This is a genomic window from Nocardioides sp. TF02-7 (assembly GCF_022437945.1).
Classification (GTDB): domain Bacteria; phylum Actinomycetota; class Actinomycetes; order Propionibacteriales; family Nocardioidaceae; genus Nocardioides.
Window position 1 is genome coordinate 2,367,652 of the sequence record NZ_CP092535.1, and the last position, 16,114, is coordinate 2,383,765.

13 protein-coding genes and 4 pseudogenes are annotated in these 16,114 nt (G+C 74.8%); 10 read left to right on the forward strand and 7 right to left on the reverse strand.

What is annotated here, in order from left to right; all coding sequences use genetic code 11:
• Positions 1 to 5: 5 nt before the first annotated feature.
• The 4 genes from MF408_RS12155 to MF408_RS12170 all read right to left on the reverse strand — a co-directional run bounded on the left by MF408_RS12155 (position 6) and on the right by MF408_RS12170 (position 4,651).
• The gene (locus MF408_RS12155) at positions 6 to 1,898 is read right to left on the reverse strand and encodes a serine/threonine-protein kinase (RefSeq protein WP_275693467.1); all 1,893 of its coding nucleotides are present in this window, start codon (positions 1,896 to 1,898) and stop codon (positions 6 to 8) included.
• 180 nt (positions 1,899 to 2,078) lie between these two features.
• Positions 2,079 to 2,840, reverse strand: a complete 762-nt coding sequence (locus MF408_RS12160) for an FG-GAP-like repeat-containing protein (RefSeq protein WP_240251557.1) — start codon at positions 2,838 to 2,840, stop codon at positions 2,079 to 2,081.
• Positions 2,841 to 3,199: 359 nt separating this feature from the next.
• Complete coding sequence (locus MF408_RS12165) at positions 3,200 to 4,303, reverse strand: serine/threonine-protein kinase (protein WP_240251558.1); 1,104 nt, start codon at positions 4,301 to 4,303, stop codon at positions 3,200 to 3,202.
• 27 nt (positions 4,304 to 4,330) lie between these two features.
• Positions 4,331 to 4,651 (reverse strand): hypothetical protein, encoded by a 321-nt coding sequence (locus tag MF408_RS12170; RefSeq protein ID WP_240251559.1) that lies wholly within the window; start codon positions 4,649 to 4,651, stop codon positions 4,331 to 4,333.
• Positions 4,652 to 4,877: 226 nt separating this feature from the next.
• Between MF408_RS12170 and MF408_RS12175 the strand changes: the two genes are divergently transcribed.
• The 3 genes from MF408_RS12175 (at position 4,878) to purB (ending at position 9,519) form a co-directional block, all read left to right on the forward strand.
• Positions 4,878 to 5,633 carry a hypothetical protein gene (locus tag MF408_RS12175; protein ID WP_240251560.1) on the forward strand — a complete coding sequence of 252 codons (756 nt, stop codon included), beginning with the start codon at positions 4,878 to 4,880 and terminating at the stop codon, positions 5,631 to 5,633.
• A gap of 1,007 nt (positions 5,634 to 6,640) precedes the next feature.
• On the forward strand, positions 6,641 to 7,912 hold the full coding sequence (purD, locus tag MF408_RS12180; RefSeq protein ID WP_240251882.1) for a phosphoribosylamine--glycine ligase: 1,272 nt from the start codon (positions 6,641 to 6,643) through the stop codon (positions 7,910 to 7,912).
• Positions 7,913 to 8,103: 191 nt separating this feature from the next.
• Positions 8,104 to 9,519 carry an adenylosuccinate lyase gene (gene purB, locus MF408_RS12185; protein ID WP_240247931.1) on the forward strand — a complete coding sequence of 472 codons (1,416 nt, stop codon included), beginning with the start codon at positions 8,104 to 8,106 and terminating at the stop codon, positions 9,517 to 9,519.
• A 34-nt stretch (positions 9,520 to 9,553) separates the two neighbouring features.
• Here purB and MF408_RS12190 read toward each other — a convergent pair whose 3' ends face one another.
• Positions 9,554 to 9,952, reverse strand: a complete 399-nt coding sequence (locus tag MF408_RS12190) for a hypothetical protein (protein WP_240247932.1) — start codon at positions 9,950 to 9,952, stop codon at positions 9,554 to 9,556.
• A gap of 119 nt (positions 9,953 to 10,071) precedes the next feature.
• On the opposite strand from MF408_RS12190, the gene MF408_RS12195 reads away from it, so the two are divergent.
• The 7 genes and pseudogenes from MF408_RS12195 to MF408_RS12225 form a co-directional block, all read left to right on the forward strand.
• Positions 10,072 to 10,638, forward strand: a complete 567-nt coding sequence (locus MF408_RS12195; RefSeq protein ID WP_240247933.1) for an RNA polymerase sigma factor — start codon at positions 10,072 to 10,074, stop codon at positions 10,636 to 10,638.
• On the forward strand, positions 10,635 to 11,684 hold the full coding sequence (locus tag MF408_RS12200; protein WP_240247934.1) for a hypothetical protein: 1,050 nt from the start codon (positions 10,635 to 10,637) through the stop codon (positions 11,682 to 11,684). The genes MF408_RS12195 and MF408_RS12200 overlap by 4 nt, the downstream gene beginning before the upstream one ends.
• 83 nt (positions 11,685 to 11,767) lie before the next feature.
• Positions 11,768 to 12,617 (forward strand): annotated as a pseudogene (locus MF408_RS12205) (phosphoribosylaminoimidazolesuccinocarboxamide synthase); the annotation flags it as partial.
• A 72-nt stretch (positions 12,618 to 12,689) separates the two neighbouring features.
• Positions 12,690 to 13,124, forward strand: a pseudogene (locus MF408_RS12210) (general stress protein); the annotation flags it as partial.
• A gap of 82 nt (positions 13,125 to 13,206) precedes the next feature.
• Positions 13,207 to 13,461 carry a phosphoribosylformylglycinamidine synthase subunit PurS gene (purS, locus tag MF408_RS12215; protein ID WP_240247935.1) on the forward strand — a complete coding sequence of 85 codons (255 nt, stop codon included), beginning with the start codon at positions 13,207 to 13,209 and terminating at the stop codon, positions 13,459 to 13,461.
• Positions 13,458 to 14,127 (forward strand): annotated as a pseudogene (gene purQ, locus MF408_RS12220) (phosphoribosylformylglycinamidine synthase subunit PurQ). The gene purS and the pseudogene purQ overlap by 4 nt, the downstream one beginning before the upstream one ends.
• A gap of 32 nt (positions 14,128 to 14,159) precedes the next feature.
• Positions 14,160 to 14,579, forward strand: a pseudogene (locus tag MF408_RS12225) (DUF3817 domain-containing protein); the annotation flags it as partial.
• A gap of 6 nt (positions 14,580 to 14,585) precedes the next feature.
• Here MF408_RS12225 and MF408_RS12230 read toward each other — a convergent pair.
• Both MF408_RS12230 and MF408_RS12235 read right to left on the reverse strand, forming a co-directional pair.
• Positions 14,586 to 15,038 (reverse strand): peptidoglycan-binding protein, encoded by a 453-nt coding sequence (locus MF408_RS12230; protein WP_240247936.1) that lies wholly within the window; start codon positions 15,036 to 15,038, stop codon positions 14,586 to 14,588.
• Between the two features lie 782 nt (positions 15,039 to 15,820).
• Positions 15,821 to 16,006: a hypothetical protein gene (locus MF408_RS12235; protein WP_240247937.1), complete on the reverse strand. Its 186-nt coding sequence runs from the start codon at positions 16,004 to 16,006 to the stop codon at positions 15,821 to 15,823.
• Positions 16,007 to 16,114: the final 108 nt, after the last annotated feature.

Genomic DNA, 16,114 nt, shown 5'->3' on the forward strand with positions numbered 1-16,114 from the left:
ACCCGTCAGTCCACCGCCCGGAACGCGTCCTCGCACTCGCTGCCGCAGCGGAACCCGCCCCACGCCTCGGGCGCGGTGAACGACGACCCGTCGGAGAGCCGCACCTGCACCTCGATCTCCTCGTCCGCGGGGTCGAGGAGCTCGACGAGGTCGTCGTCGCCGTCGCCGTCGACGTCGGAGAGAGCCCGGGTCAGCACGCCGTCGCCGTAGAGGTGCTCGCGCGCCTCCGCCCGCGGCATCCGGTTGACGATCCACGACCGGGGGTCCTCGATCGGGCCGCCGGCGACCTCGTAGACGAACGTGCGCCGGGTGGTGGCGTTGACGACGACGAGCTCGTCGGCGCCGTCGCCGTCGGGGTCGCCGACCAGCCACGGGGCGATGAACGGGTTGACCGACGTGCCGTCGAGGTCGCGGTGCGCCCACTCGACCAGCCGGCCGTCGTCCGCGGCGAGGACCCGCACCACGCCGGAGGTGTGCACCCCGTCGTCGGCCCAGTGCACGACCTCGTCGGTGCCGTCGCCGTCGAAGTCGCCGCTCCACTGGAAGCCGTCGGCGAGGTCGGAGGCGTACCACCGCTCCGGCTCGGCGAACCCGGCGCCGTCGGAGACCGCGACGTGGAAGGTGTCGCCGCCGTCGGGGCGGCCGCCGAGCAGCAGGTCGTCGAGGCCGTCGCCGGTCACGTCGGCGACGAGCGTCGCCGCGTTCGAGATGTCGAGCGTGCGGTCGAGGTCGAGCTGCTGGGTCCACCGCTCGCCGTCGCCCGGCACCACGACGACCGTCATCGGGTCGCCGGACCGGTGGTCGGTCCAGACGACGTCCGGCACTCCGTCGCCGTCGACGTCGCCGGCGCGGGCGAAGCCGTCCTCGCCGTCGCCGCGGACGGCTGCGTCGAAGAAGCTCCCGTTGGACGGGAGCGTCCAGGTGGGCAGCGGGCTCAGGTGCTCGAACCGGTCCTGCTGCACGACGACGTCGCCGTACCCGTTGCCGTCGACGTCGCCCGAGACCGGCACCTCCGCCTCGACCGGGTCCGGCGCGGGGTCCGGGTCGTCGCGGGAGACGAGGGCGGCGGTGGCGACCGCGCCGCCGACCAGCACCACGCCGGTCACGGCGGCCACCGCCGCGGGCAGCCGGCGCCGGCGCCGGGCCTGGGTGGCGGCGGCGCGCGGCGCGGTCGTGCCGGCCGGCGCGGGTGCGGCGTCGACCGGTCCGCGCTCGACGGTCTCCTCGGGAGCGCGCTGGGCCAGCTGCTCCAGCTCGGCGCGCACCGCTGCGGCGTCGGGGTGGCGGTCGGCCGGGTCCTTGGCCAGCAGCCGGGCGAGCACGGCGTTGACCTCGGCCACCAGCGGACCGGGACCGGGCAGCTGCGGCACCGGCGCCTGCACGTGGGCCAGGGCGACCTGCACGTCGCTGCCCTCGTACGGCGGCCGGCCGGTGAGGCAGGCCCACAGCAGGCAGCCGAGGGCGTAGAGGTCGCTCGCCGGGGTCGCCGGCGCACCCTCGGTGCGCTCGGGCGCGAGGTAGGCCCAGGTGCCGGCGACGACCCCCGTGGCGGTGCGGCCGTCGGTGGCGTCGGACCGGGCGATGCCGAAGTCGCACACGAAGGCGTGCACGTCGGGCGTGTTGAGGTCGCGGACCAGCACGTTGGCGGGCTTGACGTCGCGGTGCACGACGCCGCGCCGGTGGGCGTCGCCGAGCCCGCGCGCCACCTGGGCGCACAGGACCAGCGCGCTGCGCAGCCCCAGCGGCCCGCGGGCCAGGACGGCGGCGAGGTCGGTGCCGTCGACGTACTGGGTGACGATGAACGGCACGCCGTCCACCTCGTCGTGGTCGAGGATCTGCACGACGTGCGGTGAGTCCAGCCGGGTGAGGACGGTGGCCTCGTCGTGGAACCGCGCCAGGAACTCCCGGTCCGTGGCGAGGGGGGCCGGTGATCACCTTGACCGCGACCGTGCGGTCGAGGCGGGTGTCGGTGGCGGCGTAGACGACGCCCATGCCGCCCTGCCCGACCACCGACTCCAGTCGGTAGCGGCCGAGCTGCTCGCCGGGTTGCGGCACGCGCATGGAGGTCTCCTCCGGGGTCACAGGATGGACGGCTCGACGTTGGCGACGAGCTCGTAGGCGGGGCAGGGGTCGGTGGCGCACGGGAGGGAGCCCCACTCCTCGTACTCGGCGAAGCCGCTGCCGTCGGAGGTCGCCACCCCGACCGCGATGCCGTTGTCGTCGGCCACCCGCGCGAGCGCGACGAGGTCGTCGTCGCCGTCGCCGTCGACGTCGGAGAGGGCCTGGCGGAACCACGGCGCCCCCTCCCTGAAGACGGTCCGCTCCCAGTCCTTCTCGCCGACGGAGCCGGCCCACCACTCGGCCGGCTCGCCGAAGGCCCCGTCGGCCTGCTCCAGGACGCCGATCGAGCCGCGCCGCCCGTTGGTGACGACCACCTCGTCCTGTCCGTCGCCGTCGGGGTCGCCGGCGACGAACCAGCCGACGCCCCAGACGTCCACGTCGAGCTCCGTCGGCTCGTGCGCCGTGAAGGTGCCGTCGTCGTTGATGATCGCCTCGACCCGCACCTGGGTGACCCCGTTGCCGCGCAGCGTGTTGGTGGCCCGGAACAGGTCGTCGTCGCCGTCGCCGTCGAAGTCGCCGACGCCGGTGACGGGGTGCTCGCTCCGCCCGAGGTCGAGCACCTGCTCGACCTCGGCGAACGTGTCCTCGCCCTCGCGCTCCACCGACCGCGCGACGTGGACGGTGATGGTGAAGCGTTCGTCGTCGGTGTCCTCGAGGGTGCGGCTCCCGACCAGGAGGTCGTGCCGCCCGTCGCCGTCGACGTCGGCGAGGTAGGGCACCAGGTTGTCCCACTTCCGGAGGGCGGAGAGCTGCTGGGTGTGCTCCCCAGATCTGCTCGCGCCCGGCGGTGACCACGCGGACCAGGAAGCTGCCGGCGTTGTCGCCGGCCGCGAACCAGACCTGGTCGGTCCGGCCGTCACCGTCGACGTCGCCGAGCAGGGCGCGACCGGTCTCGCTGCCCGCGGCGGTCGCCGGCTCGAGACCGGTGCCGGTCGAGAGCGCCTGGAACAGCTGGCCGTTCGTGTCGAACGTGCGGACCTGCGCCGCGAGGTCGCCCAGCCCGTCGCCGTCGACGTCGCCGGTGACCAGCGCCGGCACCTCGTCCCCGCCGTCCCCGCCGCTCCCACCGGCAGGATCGTCAGCGTCGTCTCCGTCGAGGGCGACCAGCCCCGCCCAGGTCGCCGCGCCCCCGAGGAGCGCGACGGCCACGACGACGCCGACGAGCAGCGGCCAACGGCGGCGACGCCGCGCCGCGGGCGGGTCGGCCTCCCGGGGCTCGGTGGCGGGGAGCGGCGCGGCGCCGCCCGGGGCGGGCGGCGGCGCCGTGGGCGGCGGGAGGAGGCGCCGTCGGCGCGGACCGGACGGCCGTGCTCGCCGCCCCGCCGACGGGGCCCTCGACCACGGCGTCGGGCGCCGTGGCCGCGAGCCGCTCGAGGTCGGCGGCCAGCGCGGCGCCGTCGGGGTGCCGGTCGGCGGGGTCCTTCGCCAGCGCCCGGGCGAGGACCCGGTTGAGCGCGGTGACCGGCTCGTCGTCGCCGGGCAGCTGCGGGACCGGCGCGCTGGCGTGGGCGATCGCCATCTCGACCTGGCTGCCGGTGTAGGGCTCGCGCCCGGTCAGGCAGGTCCACAGCACGCAGCCCACCGCGTAGAGGTCGCTCGCCGGCACCGCGGGGTCGCCGAGGGTCCGCTCCGGGGCGAGGTAGGCCCACGTGCCGGCGACCATCCCGGTCTGGGTCCGGTGGCTCGCGGCGTCGGAGAGCGCGATGCCGAAGTCGCACAGGTAGGCGTGCTCGTCGTCGCCCGTCCCGGCGAGGAGCACGTTGCCCGGCTTCACGTCGCGGTGCAGCACCCCCGCACGGTGGGCGTCGTCGAGGCCCCGGGCGAGCTGGGCGCACAGCCGCAGCGCCCGTCGTACGGGCAACCGGCCCTCCGCCGCCACCAGCGACCCGAGGTCGGTGCCGGGGACGAGCTGGGTGACGATGTAGGGCAGCCCGTCGACCTCGTCGTGGTCGTGGATCTGCACGATCCAGGGCGACTGCACCCGCGACATGGCGAGCGCCTCGTGCTGGAAGCGCCGGCGGTACTCCTCGGTGGCGGCGAGCGGCCCCGTGATCACCTTCAGCGCCACCTCCCGTCCGAGCCGGAGGTCGGTCGCGGCGTAGACGACACCCATGCCGCCCTGACCGATCACGCGGTCGATGCGGTAGCGGCCGAGCGTGCTCCCGGGCTGCGGGACGTGCATCCGTGACCTCTGCTTCGTCGGGTCGGGCTAGTACGCCGGGGTGACCGGGCTGTAGTCCTTGCTGCAGTCGGCGCCGCACTCGAACCGTCCCCACGGGGCCGGCGGGGCGAGCTCGCCGTCCTGCGCGAGCCGGACCGTCACCGGACGGCTGTCGGCGTCGACCCCCTCGAAGTCGCCGAACCGCAGGAAGACGAGGTCGTCGTCGCCGTCGCCGTCGACGTCGGACATCACCCAGTCGGCGGTCGCGGCCTGCGTGTAGCTCTGGTAGCGGCGCTGCCAGGCGCGGTTGTCGGCGCCGGCCGGCCAGATGACCTCGACGTCGGCCGACGACGGGTCGGCGAGGTCCACGGTGGCGAAGCCGTCGGGGCCGACGAGCAGCGGGTCGTCGTCGCCGTCGCCGTCGAGGTCGCCGTAGAGCCGGACGCCCTGGGGGGTAGCGGTCGGCCGGGAGCGGCCGGAGGTCGCCCTGGTCGGCGAGCGCGGTGCCGTCGGAGGTGATCAGCTGGAGGGAGATGGTCCACGGCTGCTGGCCGTCACCGGGGCCGTCGCCCTCGATCGCCGCGAGCAGGTCGTGGTGGCCGTCGCCGTCGAAGTCGGCGACGTCGAGCTGGACGATGTCGGCCTCGTGGTCGCCGGCGTACCACTCCTCGGGCTCGGCGAACGCGCCCTCCTCGGCGAGCCCCACGAAGACCCGGATCACGCCGTCGGTGATGTAGCCGTCGTGGACGACCAGGTCGGCGCGGTCGTCCTGGTCCAGGTCGCCGAAGAGCACCGTGACGTTGTCGCCCGCGCCCCAGCGCGTGTCCTGGTACTGGATCTCCTGGTGCCAGGGCTCGCCCTCGGCCGGCACCACGTCGATGACCAGCGTGTCGTCGATCTCGGCGAACGCGGTGGTGAAGACCCGGTCGAGGGCGCCGTCGCCGTCGACGTCGGCGAGGTGGAGGTCCGGGTTGCTGTCGACGAGGACCTGGTCGGGGTAGGTCTCGCGGACCGGCTCCCCGACGCCCTCGTCGCCGGAGGGGAGGGTCACGATCTCGCCGGTCGCGGTCCAGGCCTCGGGGTCGAAGCCGTCAAGCACCACGTCGCCGCGCCCGTCGCCGTCGACGTCGCCGGTGACCCGCTCCGGGGCCGCCGCCGGGCTGTCGCCGTCGGCTCCGCCGCCCTCGTCGTCACCGGACAGCAGGGTCCAGGCCACCCCGCCGCCGACGACGACCAGGGCGACCGCGACGGCGACCAGGCCGACGACGAGCCCGCGCCGGCGTGGCGGGGCGGCAGGCGGAGGGGGCGGAGGCGGGAGGAACGGGGGAGGCGGGGTCCCGGCGGGGGGTGACCGCCGTCGGAGCGGCCGGCGGCGGCGCGGGAGCGGGCGGCGGTGGTACGGCGGGGGCGGATGCGGGTCGGCTCGACCGGCGGCGTGGCCCGGGCCGCGAGGTCCGCGAGCCGGGCGCGCAGCGCGCCCGCGTCCGCGGGGCGGGCGGCCGGGTCGGGGCCGAGCAGGCCGCCGAGCACCTCGTCGATGCCGGACCCGAAGGTGCCCGGCGCGGGCGGGGGCCGGGTCGGGGCCAGGGTCGGAGCCGGTGAGGGCGGCGACCAGCACGCGGCCGACACCGCGGAGGTCGGCGTCGGCACCGGTCGGGCGGTCGCCGTCGAGCAGCGGGAAGCCGGTGAGCCACGCGTGGGACCGCTCGGTGCCGGCGTCGCGCACCAGCACGTTCTCCGGCCGCAGGTCGCCGTGGACCAGGCCGTGGCGGTGGGCGTCGGCCAGGCCGGCCGCCACCTGCTCGGCCAGGAGCAGCGCCGCGCGCCGCGGCAGCGGGCCGTGCTGCGCGAGCCAGGAGCCGAGGTCGCCCCCGTCGACGTGCTGGCTCACCAGGTAGGGAGGAGTGGCGTCCGCGTCGTGGTCGTGCAGCGAGGCGACGTAGGGCGAGGACAGGGTCGAGAGCCGGGTGGCGGCCGCGCGCAGGGAGTCGGCGAACCCGGGCCGGCCGGCCAGCTCGGGGTGGACCACGGTCAGCGTCACCGTGCGCTGCAACCTGGGGTCGGTGGCGGCGCAGACCAGCCCGACGGCGTCCTGCCCGACGACCCGCTCGATGCGGTAGCGACCGACGTGGTCGCCAGGACGAGGTGCCCCCATGCGTCTAACCCCCGGACTCTCAACGCGACTCGAACGGGGGTCAGTCTGCCCGACCGTCCGGTTCTCGAACCTCGCCGGGGGCGCGGGCGCCGACTCGTACGCACCAGGGACGCACCAGGGACGCACCGGACCGCCGCGGGGGAGCCGGCGACCGCGGGCGCGCGGGGCGCCGGCCCGTAGGATCGGCGTTCGTGTCCAGCGAACTGAGCGTCCTGGTGGTCGGCAGCGGCGGGCGCGAGCACGCGCTCGCGCTCGCCCTGGCGCGGGACCCGGCGGTCGCCGCCGTGCACGCCGCTCCCGGCAACCCCGGGATGGCGGCGGTCGCGACCCTGCACGAGGTCGACCCGATGTCCGCCGCCGCGGTGACCGACCTGGCCCGCCGCACCGGCGTCGACCTGGTCGTCGTCGGGCCCGAGGCGCCGCTGGTCGCCGGCGTGGCCGACGCGCTCGCCGACGCCGGCATCGCCTGCTTCGGCCCGTCCGCGGCGGCGGCCCGGCTCGAGGGCTCGAAGGCGTTCTCGAAGGAGGTGATGGCCGCCGCCGGCGTGCCGACCGCCCGGGCGCGCACGTGCACCACGCCGGAGGAGGTGGCGGCCGCGCTCGACGAGCTCGGCTCGCCGTACGTCGTCAAGCACGACGCGCTGGCCGCGGGCAAGGGGGTCGTGGTGACCCGCGACCGCGACGAGGCGCTCGCGCACGCCGCGGCGTGCGGCCGGGTGGTCGTCGAGGAGTTCCTCGACGGGCCGGAGGTGTCGCTGTTCGCGGTCTGCGACGGCACGACCGCCCGCGCCCTGCAGCCCGCACAGGACTTCAAGCGGATCCACGACGGCGGCCGCGGCCCCAACACCGGCGGGATGGGGTCCTACACGCCGCTCGGGTGGGCGCAGCCGGACCTCGCCGAGCGGGTGGTCGAGGCGGTCGTGGAGCCGACGCTCCGCGAGATGGCGCGCCGGGGTGCGCCGTTCGTCGGCTGCCTCTACGTCGGCCTCGCGCTCACCGCGGACGGCCCGCGGGTGATCGAGTACAACTGTCGTTTCGGCGACCCCGACGTCCAGCCCGTGCTGGCGCTGCTCGACTCGCCGCTCGGCGTGCTGCTGCACGCCGCCGCCCGCGGCCGGCTGGCCGACGTGTCGCCGCCGCGGTTCGGCGCCGGCGCCGCCGTCAGCGTCGTGCTCGCCTCGGCCGGCTACCCGGCATCGTCGTCGAAGGGCGACGTCATCACCGGCGTCGCGGACGCCGACGCCCTGCCCGGCGTCGACGTCATCCACGCCGGCACCGCCCTGACGGAGGACGGCCGGCTGGTGACCGCCGGCGGCCGGGTGCTCGCCGTCCGCGCCGTCGGCACCGACGTCGCCGACGCCCGCGCCCGCGCCTACGCCGCCGCCGACCTGATCTCCTTCCCCGGCCTCCAGCGCCGCTCCGACATCGCCGCCGAGCCCCTCGGCGTCGTCGAGGGTGCCGCCGTCCGCGGTTGAGTCGGGTGTCGTGGTGGGTTGAATCGGCCCTCGTGGTGGGTTGAATGGGCCCCCGTGGCGCGTCGAATCGGCCCCCGTGGCGCGTCGAATCGGCCCTCGTGGTGGGTTGAGTCGGCCCTCGTGGTGCGTCGAGTCTGCCCTCGTGGTCGCCCGAGTCCGGCCTCGTGGCGGTCGTGGGAGAATCGTGCCCCGTGACCGTCCCCAACGTCCTCGCCACCCGCTACGCCGCCGCCGACCTGGCCCGGATCTGGTCGCCGGAGCACAAGATCGTGCTCGAGCGGCGGCTCTGGATCGCGGTGCTGAAGGCGCAGCGCGACCTCGGCGTCGCCGTGCCCGACGGCGTGGTCGAGGCCTACGAGGACGTCGTCGAGAAGGTCGACCTCGCGTCGATCGCCGCGCGCGAGCGGGTCACCCGTCACGACGTGAAGGCGCGGATCGAGGAGTTCAGCGCGCTCGCCGGCCACGAGCACATCCACAAGGGGATGACGTCGCGCGACCTCACCGAGAACGTCGAGCAGCTCCAGGTCCGCCAGTCGCTCGAGCTCGTCCGCGACCGCGCCGTGGCCGCCCTGGCCCGCCTCGCCCGGCTCGCCGCCGAGCACGAGACGACGGTGATGGCCGGCCGCTCGCACAACGTGGCGGCGCAGGCGACGACGCTCGGCAAGCGGTTCGCGACGATCGCCGACGAGCTGCTCGTCGCCCTCGAGCGGGTCGAGGAGCTGCTGGTCCGCTACCCGCTGCGCGGGATCAAGGGCCCGGTCGGCACCGGCCAGGACATGCTCGACCTGCTCGGCGACGAGGAGCGGTACGCCGAGCTCGAGCGCCGCGTCGCCGCCCACCTCGGCTTCGACCGGGTGCTCACCAGCGTCGGCCAGGTCTACCCGCGGTCGCTGGACTTCGACGTGCTGTCGGCGCTCGTGCAGCTGGTGGCCGCCCCCTCCAACCTGGCAACCACGATCCGGCTGATGGCCGGCAACGAGCTGGTCACCGAGGGCTTCAAGGAGGGCCAGGTCGGGTCGTCCGCGATGCCCCACAAGATGAACACCCGCTCCTGCGAGCGGGTCAACGGCCTCGCGGTGGTCACCCGCGGCTACCTCTCGATGGTCGGTGAGCTCGCCGGCGACCAGTGGAACGAGGGCGACGTGTCGTGCTCGGTGGTGCGCCGGGTGGCGCTGCCCGACGCGTTCTTCGCCGTCGACGGCCTCTTCCAGACCTTCCTCACCGTGCTCGACGAGTTCGGCGCCTTCCCGGCGGTGATCCAGCGCGAGCTCGACCGCTACCTCCCGTTCCTCGCCACCACGAAGGTGCTGATGGCCGCGGTGCGCAACGGCGTCGGCCGCGAGACCGCGCACGAGGCGATCAAGGAGGCGGCCGTCGGCACCGCCCTCGCGATGCGGCAGGGCCAGGCCGACAACGACGTGCTCGCCAAGCTGGCCGCCGACGACCGGCTCGGCCTCACCGCCGAGCAGCTCGGCTCCCTGGTCGCCGAGCCGATCACGTTCACCGGCGCCGCGGTCGCGCAGACCCAGGCGGTCTGCCGCCGGGTCGCCGAGGTCGTCGAGCGTCACCCCGCCGCGGCGGCGTACGCGCCGGGCGCGATCCTCTAGTCAGTCCGTACGCCGGCCGTGCCGGCGGGCCCGTTCAGGCGCGGGCGTCGCCGCCCCAGTTCGCGAGCTTGGTGGCGACCTGGTGGAGGTCGACCGGGCGGTCGGTGCCGTCGGCGAACGGCGCGTGGAACCACACGTGGAAGTGGCCGCGGTACTCGCCGTAGCGGCTGACGTCGACGTACTCCGACTCGGGCAGGTTCTCGATGATCCGCACCAGCCGGTTGGCGATCCGCCCGAACTGCGACGCCAGCTCGTCGTCGAGCTGGCCCACCTTGCTGTGCTCGCGGGTCTGGAGCAGCAGGGCGGCCGCGAGCTCGTCGGCGTCGGCGGCGCGGGAGAGGATCCAGTTCTCGTCCTCCCACACGATCCGCTCGGCTGCGACGTTCGCGCACTCCGGGCATTGTCCCTCGGCCGCGCGCCGCGTGGCCCTCACGATCCGGTGGTAGACCTCACCCACTGACTCCGGCATGGCAACAGGGTGCCACCAGCCGCGAGCGGAGGATCCGGCGACCCCCGTGCAACGATCGGGCCCGGTGCGGACATGGGGGAGTCATGAGCCAGCCTGAAGCGGGCGAGGAGACGTTCCGTCGCCTCTACGCGGAGCACTTCGACGCCGTCCTCGGCTTCGCCCTCCGCCGCACCGACCGGCCCGAGGACGCCGCCGACGTCGCTGCCGAGACCTTCCTCGTCGCCTGGCGACGGCTGCGGCACGTGCCGAGGGGCCCGGAGACCAGGCCCTGGCTCTACGGCGTCGCCCGACGGGTGCTCGCCAACCACCGCCGGGGCGAGGGACGGCGCGCCGCGCTGGGTGAGCGGCTGCGGGTCCAGCTCTCGCAGGCGGTCGCGGACCTGTCCGAGGAGGTGGTCCACCGCGCCGACGTCACGGCCGCCATGGCGCGATTGAGCGCCCGTGACGAGGAGGTGCTGCAGCTGCACCTGTGGGAGGGGCTCGAGCCGCGGGAGATCGGCGAGGTGCTCGGCCTGCCCGGCGCCGTCGTACGACCGCGGCTGTCGCGGGCGAGAGCGAGGTTGCGGGAGGCGCTCGGCAACGATCCCGGGCCGGGCGGACACCTCCGGGGTGTCACCACCACCGCGACGTCGAAGGAGGACCAGCGATGAGCAGCGACCGGAAGATCACCGACGCGGGCGTCGCCGGGCTCCCGATCCACGAGGGTCGCGCCGAGCTCCTGGAGGAGATCATGGCCACCGCCCCGCTCGAGACCCGCCCGCCCCGGTCGGACGACCCGCTTTCCCCCCGCAGGCGGTGGGCGTCGGCGCTCGTCGCCGCCGCCGTCGTGGCGGTCGCCGCCGGCACGGTCTGGGTCGACCAGCAGCGCGGCGGCGAGGAGAACGGGCCGGACGACGTCGCGGTGGCTCCGGAAGACCGCGCGCTGGCGGTGCTCGACGTCGACGGCTGGACGCTCGAGGACGCCGAGGTGGACGAGCACGGCGGCGAGCTGGAGTACGTGCGGGTCTGCTCGGCCGGCGAGGAGGGCTGCGCTGCGGGCTCGGAGGTCAACGTGGTGTGGCGGCCGACCGACCTGTACGACGACTACGTCGGGTCCCGGGGGCAGGTCGCCGAGGGCCCGGCCCAGGGCAGGCGGCTGCAGGTGCTGGGCCGCGACGCCCTGCTGTTCGCCTACTCCCGCGACGACCACACCGTCCTGGTCGAGGCGGTCGGCGACTTCTGGGTCGAGGTCCGCGGCACCGGCATGGGGCGGTCGGAGTTCCGCGAGCTCCTCGCCCGGCTCACCCCGGTCGCGCCGGCCGAGCTGGACGCCCATCTCCCCGAGGGCTTCGTCACCGACGACGAGCGGGCCGGCGTGGTGGCCGAGATGCTCGATCCGCTCCCGGTGCCGCAGGACTTCGACGCCTCCGCCGTGAGCACGGTCGAGGTCACCCGCTACCAGCTGGGCGTCGATGTCGCCGGCGCCGTGGCGTGCGCGTGGGTGGCGCAGTTCGTCGACGCCATGCGCGACGGCGACGACGCGGCCGTCGACGAGGCCCAGGCCGCCCTGGGCACCGTCGAGGAGTGGCCGGTCCTGCGGGAGATGGCAGCCGAGGGCGGCTATCCCGACCTCGTGCGAGAGGTCGCCGACGCAGTGGTGGCCGGCCGGTTCCCCCGTGGTTACCGGCAGGGCCTGGGGTGCGCGACGGACGGCTGACCTCCGGACGCACCGTTCCCGGCCTCGCCGCGCCTCAATAGGCTGGGCGCGTGCCGCTCGCCAACATCCCGCCCGCCCCGGCGCTGCCGGGCGCCCGCCACGTCCACTCGGGGAAGGTGCGGGACCTCTACGAGCTGACCGAGGGGCCGCACGCCGGCAAGCTGCTGATGGTGGCCAGCGACCGGCTGTCGATCTTCGACTTCGTGCTGGAGACGACGATCCCCGACAAGGGGGAGATCCTCACCCGGATGTCGCTGTGGTGGTTCGACCAGCTCGCCGACCTGGTGCCCCACCACGTCGTGAGCACCGACGTGCCCGAGCAGGTCAGGGGCCGGGCGGTGGTCTGCGACCGCCTCGCGATGTACCCGGTCGAGTGCGTCGCGCGCGGCTACCTCACCGGGTCCGGGCTGGTCGACTACGCCGCCACCGGCGAGGTGTGCGGCATCCCGCTGCCGCCGGGGCTGGTCGACGGCAGCCGGCTCCCGGAGCCGGTCTTCACCCCCCGCCACCAAGGCCGACCTCGGCGACCACGACGAGAACGTCGACTTCGACGCGGTCGTCCGCGCCGTCGGCCCCGACACGGCGGAGGCGCTCCGCGCGCTCACCCTCGCCGTCTACGCCCGAGCCGAGGAGGTCGCGCGCGAGCGCGGCATCATCCTCGCCGACACCAAGCTCGAGTTCGGCGAGCGCGACGGCGTGATCGTGCTCGCCGACGAGGTGCTCACCCCCGACTCCTCGCGCTACTGGCCGGCCGCGGAGTGGGAGCCGGGCCGCGCCCAGCCGTCGTACGACAAGCAGATCGTGCGCAACTGGGCGCTGTCGCCGGAGTCCGGCTGGGACCGCTCGTCCGGGGCGGCCCCGCCGCCGCTGCCGCCGGAGGTCGTCGAACGCACCCGCAGCCGGTACGTCGAGGCGTACGAGCTGCTGACCGGCGAACGGTTCTGAGGCACACTGGAGGCATGAGCCTGTCCTCGCCGTCCGGGGGGCGGCGCGTCGCCGCTCAAGCTGGAGTTCCCGCAGTCGCTGGCGGTCTACGACGACTACGCGGCGGCGCAGCGGACCGTCGACCACCTCGCCGACCAGAAGTTCCCGGTCGAGCAGTGCATGATCGTGGGCACCGACCTCAAGCGGGTGGAGCGGATCACCGGTCGGCTGACGACGGGCCGGGTCGCCGCGGGCGGCGTGATGTCCGGGCTCTGGATCGGCCTCTTCGTCGGCCTCGTGCTGTCGATCTTCGCCGAGGAGGGGGCGCTGGTGACGATCCTGTCGACGATGGTGATCGGCGCCGGCTTCGGTGTGGTCATGGCGCTGGTCGGCTACGCGATGACCCGGGGGCAGCGCGACTTCTCCTCGGTGACCCAGGTCGTAGCGACGAAGTACGAGGTGCTCGTCGAGCACAAGAGCGCCGCCCGGGCCCGCGAGCTGCTCGCCGGCCTCCCCCGGCGCGCTGCCCGACCCGTTCGCCTGATCTCACACCGCCGGCGATGCCGGTCCCGGGGCCGACGCTCACTAGACTCCTGCCGTGCCTCGAGTCGTCGTAGCCGTCATGCCGAAGCCCGAGATCCTCGACCCGCAGGGGAAGGCGGTGCTCGGCGCGCTGCCGCGGCTCGGCTTCTCCGGCGTGACCGACGTCCGCCAGGGCAAGCGGTTCGAGCTCGACGTCGAGGGCGAGGTCACCGACGAGGTGCTCGCCCGGGTCCACGAGATGGCCGAGACGCTGCTGTCCAACCCGGTGATCGAGAACTTCACCGTCTCCGTCGAGGAGCCGGTCAGGTGAAGGTCGGGGTCGTCACCTTCCCGGGCTCGCTCGACGACGTCGACGCCCGCCGCGCCGTCCGGATCGGCGGCCACGACGCGGTCGCGCTCTGGCACGCCGACGCCGACCTCAAGGGGGTCGACGCCGTGGTGCTGCCGGGCGGCTTCTCCTACGGCGACTACCTGCGCTGCGGCGCGATCAGCCGGTTCGCCCCGGTGATGACCGAGGTCGTCGAGGCCGCCCGGAACGGGATGCCGGTGCTCGGCATCTGCAACGGGTTCCAGATCCTCTGCGAGTCCCACCTGCTGCCGGGCGCGCTGATCCGCAACGACCACCGCAAGTTCGTGTGCCGCGACCAGCGGCTGCGGGTGGAGAACAACCGCACCGCGTGGACCGCCGCCTACGACGAGGGCGCCGAGATCACCATCGCCCTCAAGAACGGCGAGGGCGGCTTCGTCGCCGACGCCGCGACCCTCGAGCGCATCGAGGGGGAGGGGGCAGGTCGTGGTGCGCTACCTCGACGGCAACCCCAACGGCTCGCTCAACGACATCGCCGGGATCGCCAACGAGCGCGGCAACGTCGTCGGCCTGATGCCCCACCCCGAGCACGCGGTCGAGGAGCTGACCGGGGCGGGCACCGACGGCCTCGGGTTCTTCACCTCGCTCGCCGAGCGGGTGCTCGCGTGAGCGGAGCGCTCGGGCCGCGGACACTGTTCCGCACCGTGTCGGTCGTCGAGGCGATCACCTGGACCGGTCTTCTGGTCGGCATGTTCCTCAAGTACGCGACGAAGACCACCGACGCCGGCGTCACGGTGTTCGGGCCGTTGCACGGCGCGGCGTTCCTGGCCTACGTCGTCGTCACGGTGCTGGTCTCCGTCGACCAGGCGTGGGGCTGGCGCCGCACGGTGGTCGGGCTGCTCGCGGCGGTGCCGCCGCTCGCCACCCTCCCGTTCGACTGGTGGGTCGAGCGCCGGCGCGGCCTCAGCGACCGCTGGCGGCTGCGGGCCGTCGCGTCGGCGACCGGCGTCGAGCGCCCGGTCCACCTGGCCGTGCGGCACCCGCTGCTCGGCATGGCGACCGGGCTCGGCGTCGTGGCGGGCCTGTTCGGCCTGGCGCTGCTGGCCGGCCCGCCGGCCTGAGCCCGGTCAGCGCACGCCGGCCCGCAGCTTGGCCCAGGTGGGCTTGTTGACGATGCCGGTCTGCCGCAGGCCGGTCCGCTTCTGGTAGGCGCGCACGTCGGCGGCCGTGGTCGCGGAGAAGACGCCGTCGACCCGGCGCTTCAGCTCCGGGTCCGCCGCGTTCAGCGCCCGCTGCGCCCGGCGCACGTGTGCCCCGGTCGAGCCCAGCTTGGCCGCGAGCGCCCAGCCCTCGGCGTGGAACGCGACCCAGTGCGCCCGCGTGAACCGGGCGGTCGTGGGCAGCCCGCGTCGGGTCTTCCACGCGCGGACCGCGGTGATCGTCGCGTCGTCGTACCTCCCGTGCAGCTTGCCGCGGTAGTGGCCGCGCTCGGACAGCAGGCACTGCAGCGCCGTGACCGCCCGGGCCGACGGGTTCCGGCCGGGGCGCAGCGGCGGGTAGTTGGTGAAGTCGACCGGCACGCCCCCCGCAGTGCGGCTCGGCGGGCGCGCGGCTGCCGCGGCCGACGTCGAGGTAGTTGCGGTCGATGTTGATGGTGACGCCGCCCCAGGTCTCGTCGTGGCCGCCCTGGTACTGCTTGACCCGGCCGCCGGGCCGCCACCCGTCGTTGCGGATGTAGGACGTCGAGGTGTTGGCCCTCCCGTCCCAGCGGGCGATCCAGATCATGTCGGGGAGGGTGACCCCAGGAGTACGCCGCACCCGGGCGTCGTCGAGCACCTTGATGCCGGAGCCGGCGCTGGAGTAGACGCCCGACCGGTAGCCGCGCTCGTGCAGCCGCACGGTCCAGGCGCTGAGGAACGCGAGCGCGGACTCGCGGCACCGCTTCTTGGTCTGGTCGAAGCCCTCGAGGTCGTACCAGAGCGTGCTCCGCGGCACGATGCCGAGCCGCTTCGCCTCGGCGACGGCCTTGTCGGCCTCGGTGCGCAGCCTGCCGGCGGGCGGGGCGGTAGATCCCGTCGGCGCCAGGCCGGTTGTTGATCCGCGGGTCGTCGTCGTAGCGGGGGAAGCCGGGGTGGCAGGAGGCCTGCGGACCGAGGGTGATCGGCAGCAGCCGCCAGCCCCTGCGAAGCTGGGTGCTCACCCAGGCGGGGAGTGAGGTTGGGCTGGTCGCGGCACCAGCGGGAGTTGCCGGAGATGTAGATGCCGACGGCGAGGAACGGCGAGTGGAAGAGCCAGGTGTCCATCGCCTTCTGGGTCGGTGCGAGGCACTGGTCGAAGCCGTAGCCGCGGAAGTCGCCCGGCGTCACCGGGTTGGGTCGCGCCTTGACCTGCCGGACGTCGTCGCGGAGCGGGGCGGGGAGCCGCCGGGGTCGAACGCCGCCAGCAGCGCGACCACCACGGTCGCGACCACCGCCGTCAGCAGGCCGCGGCGGGCGAGGGCGCGGAGGTCGGCGGGGCGGGTCGGCGTCTCGGCTGGCCGGGCAGGCATCACAACTCCAGGGCGGGCTCGGTGGGGGAAGAAGCGGGAGCCGAGTCACGATAACCACAGGAATCACAGCAGTAACAGGGTTCGGCGATAACTACAGCGGTGTAGTTC

What these genes read in the sequence shown, in the direction of transcription:
- MF408_RS12165 (WP_240251558.1), bottom strand. Translation starts at nt 4,303, where the DNA reads ATGCACGTCCCGCAGCCCGGGAGCACGCTCGGCCGCTACCGCATCGAC.
- MF408_RS12195 (WP_240247933.1), top strand. Translation starts at nt 10,072, where the DNA reads ATGAGCCAGCCTGAAGCGGGCGAGGAGACGTTCCGTCGCCTCTACGCG.
- MF408_RS12200 (WP_240247934.1), top strand. Translation starts at nt 10,635, where the DNA reads ATGAGCAGCGACCGGAAGATCACCGACGCGGGCGTCGCCGGGCTCCCG.
- MF408_RS12235 (WP_240247937.1), bottom strand. Translation starts at nt 16,006, where the DNA reads ATGCCTGCCCGGCCAGCCGAGACGCCGACCCGCCCCGCCGACCTCCGC.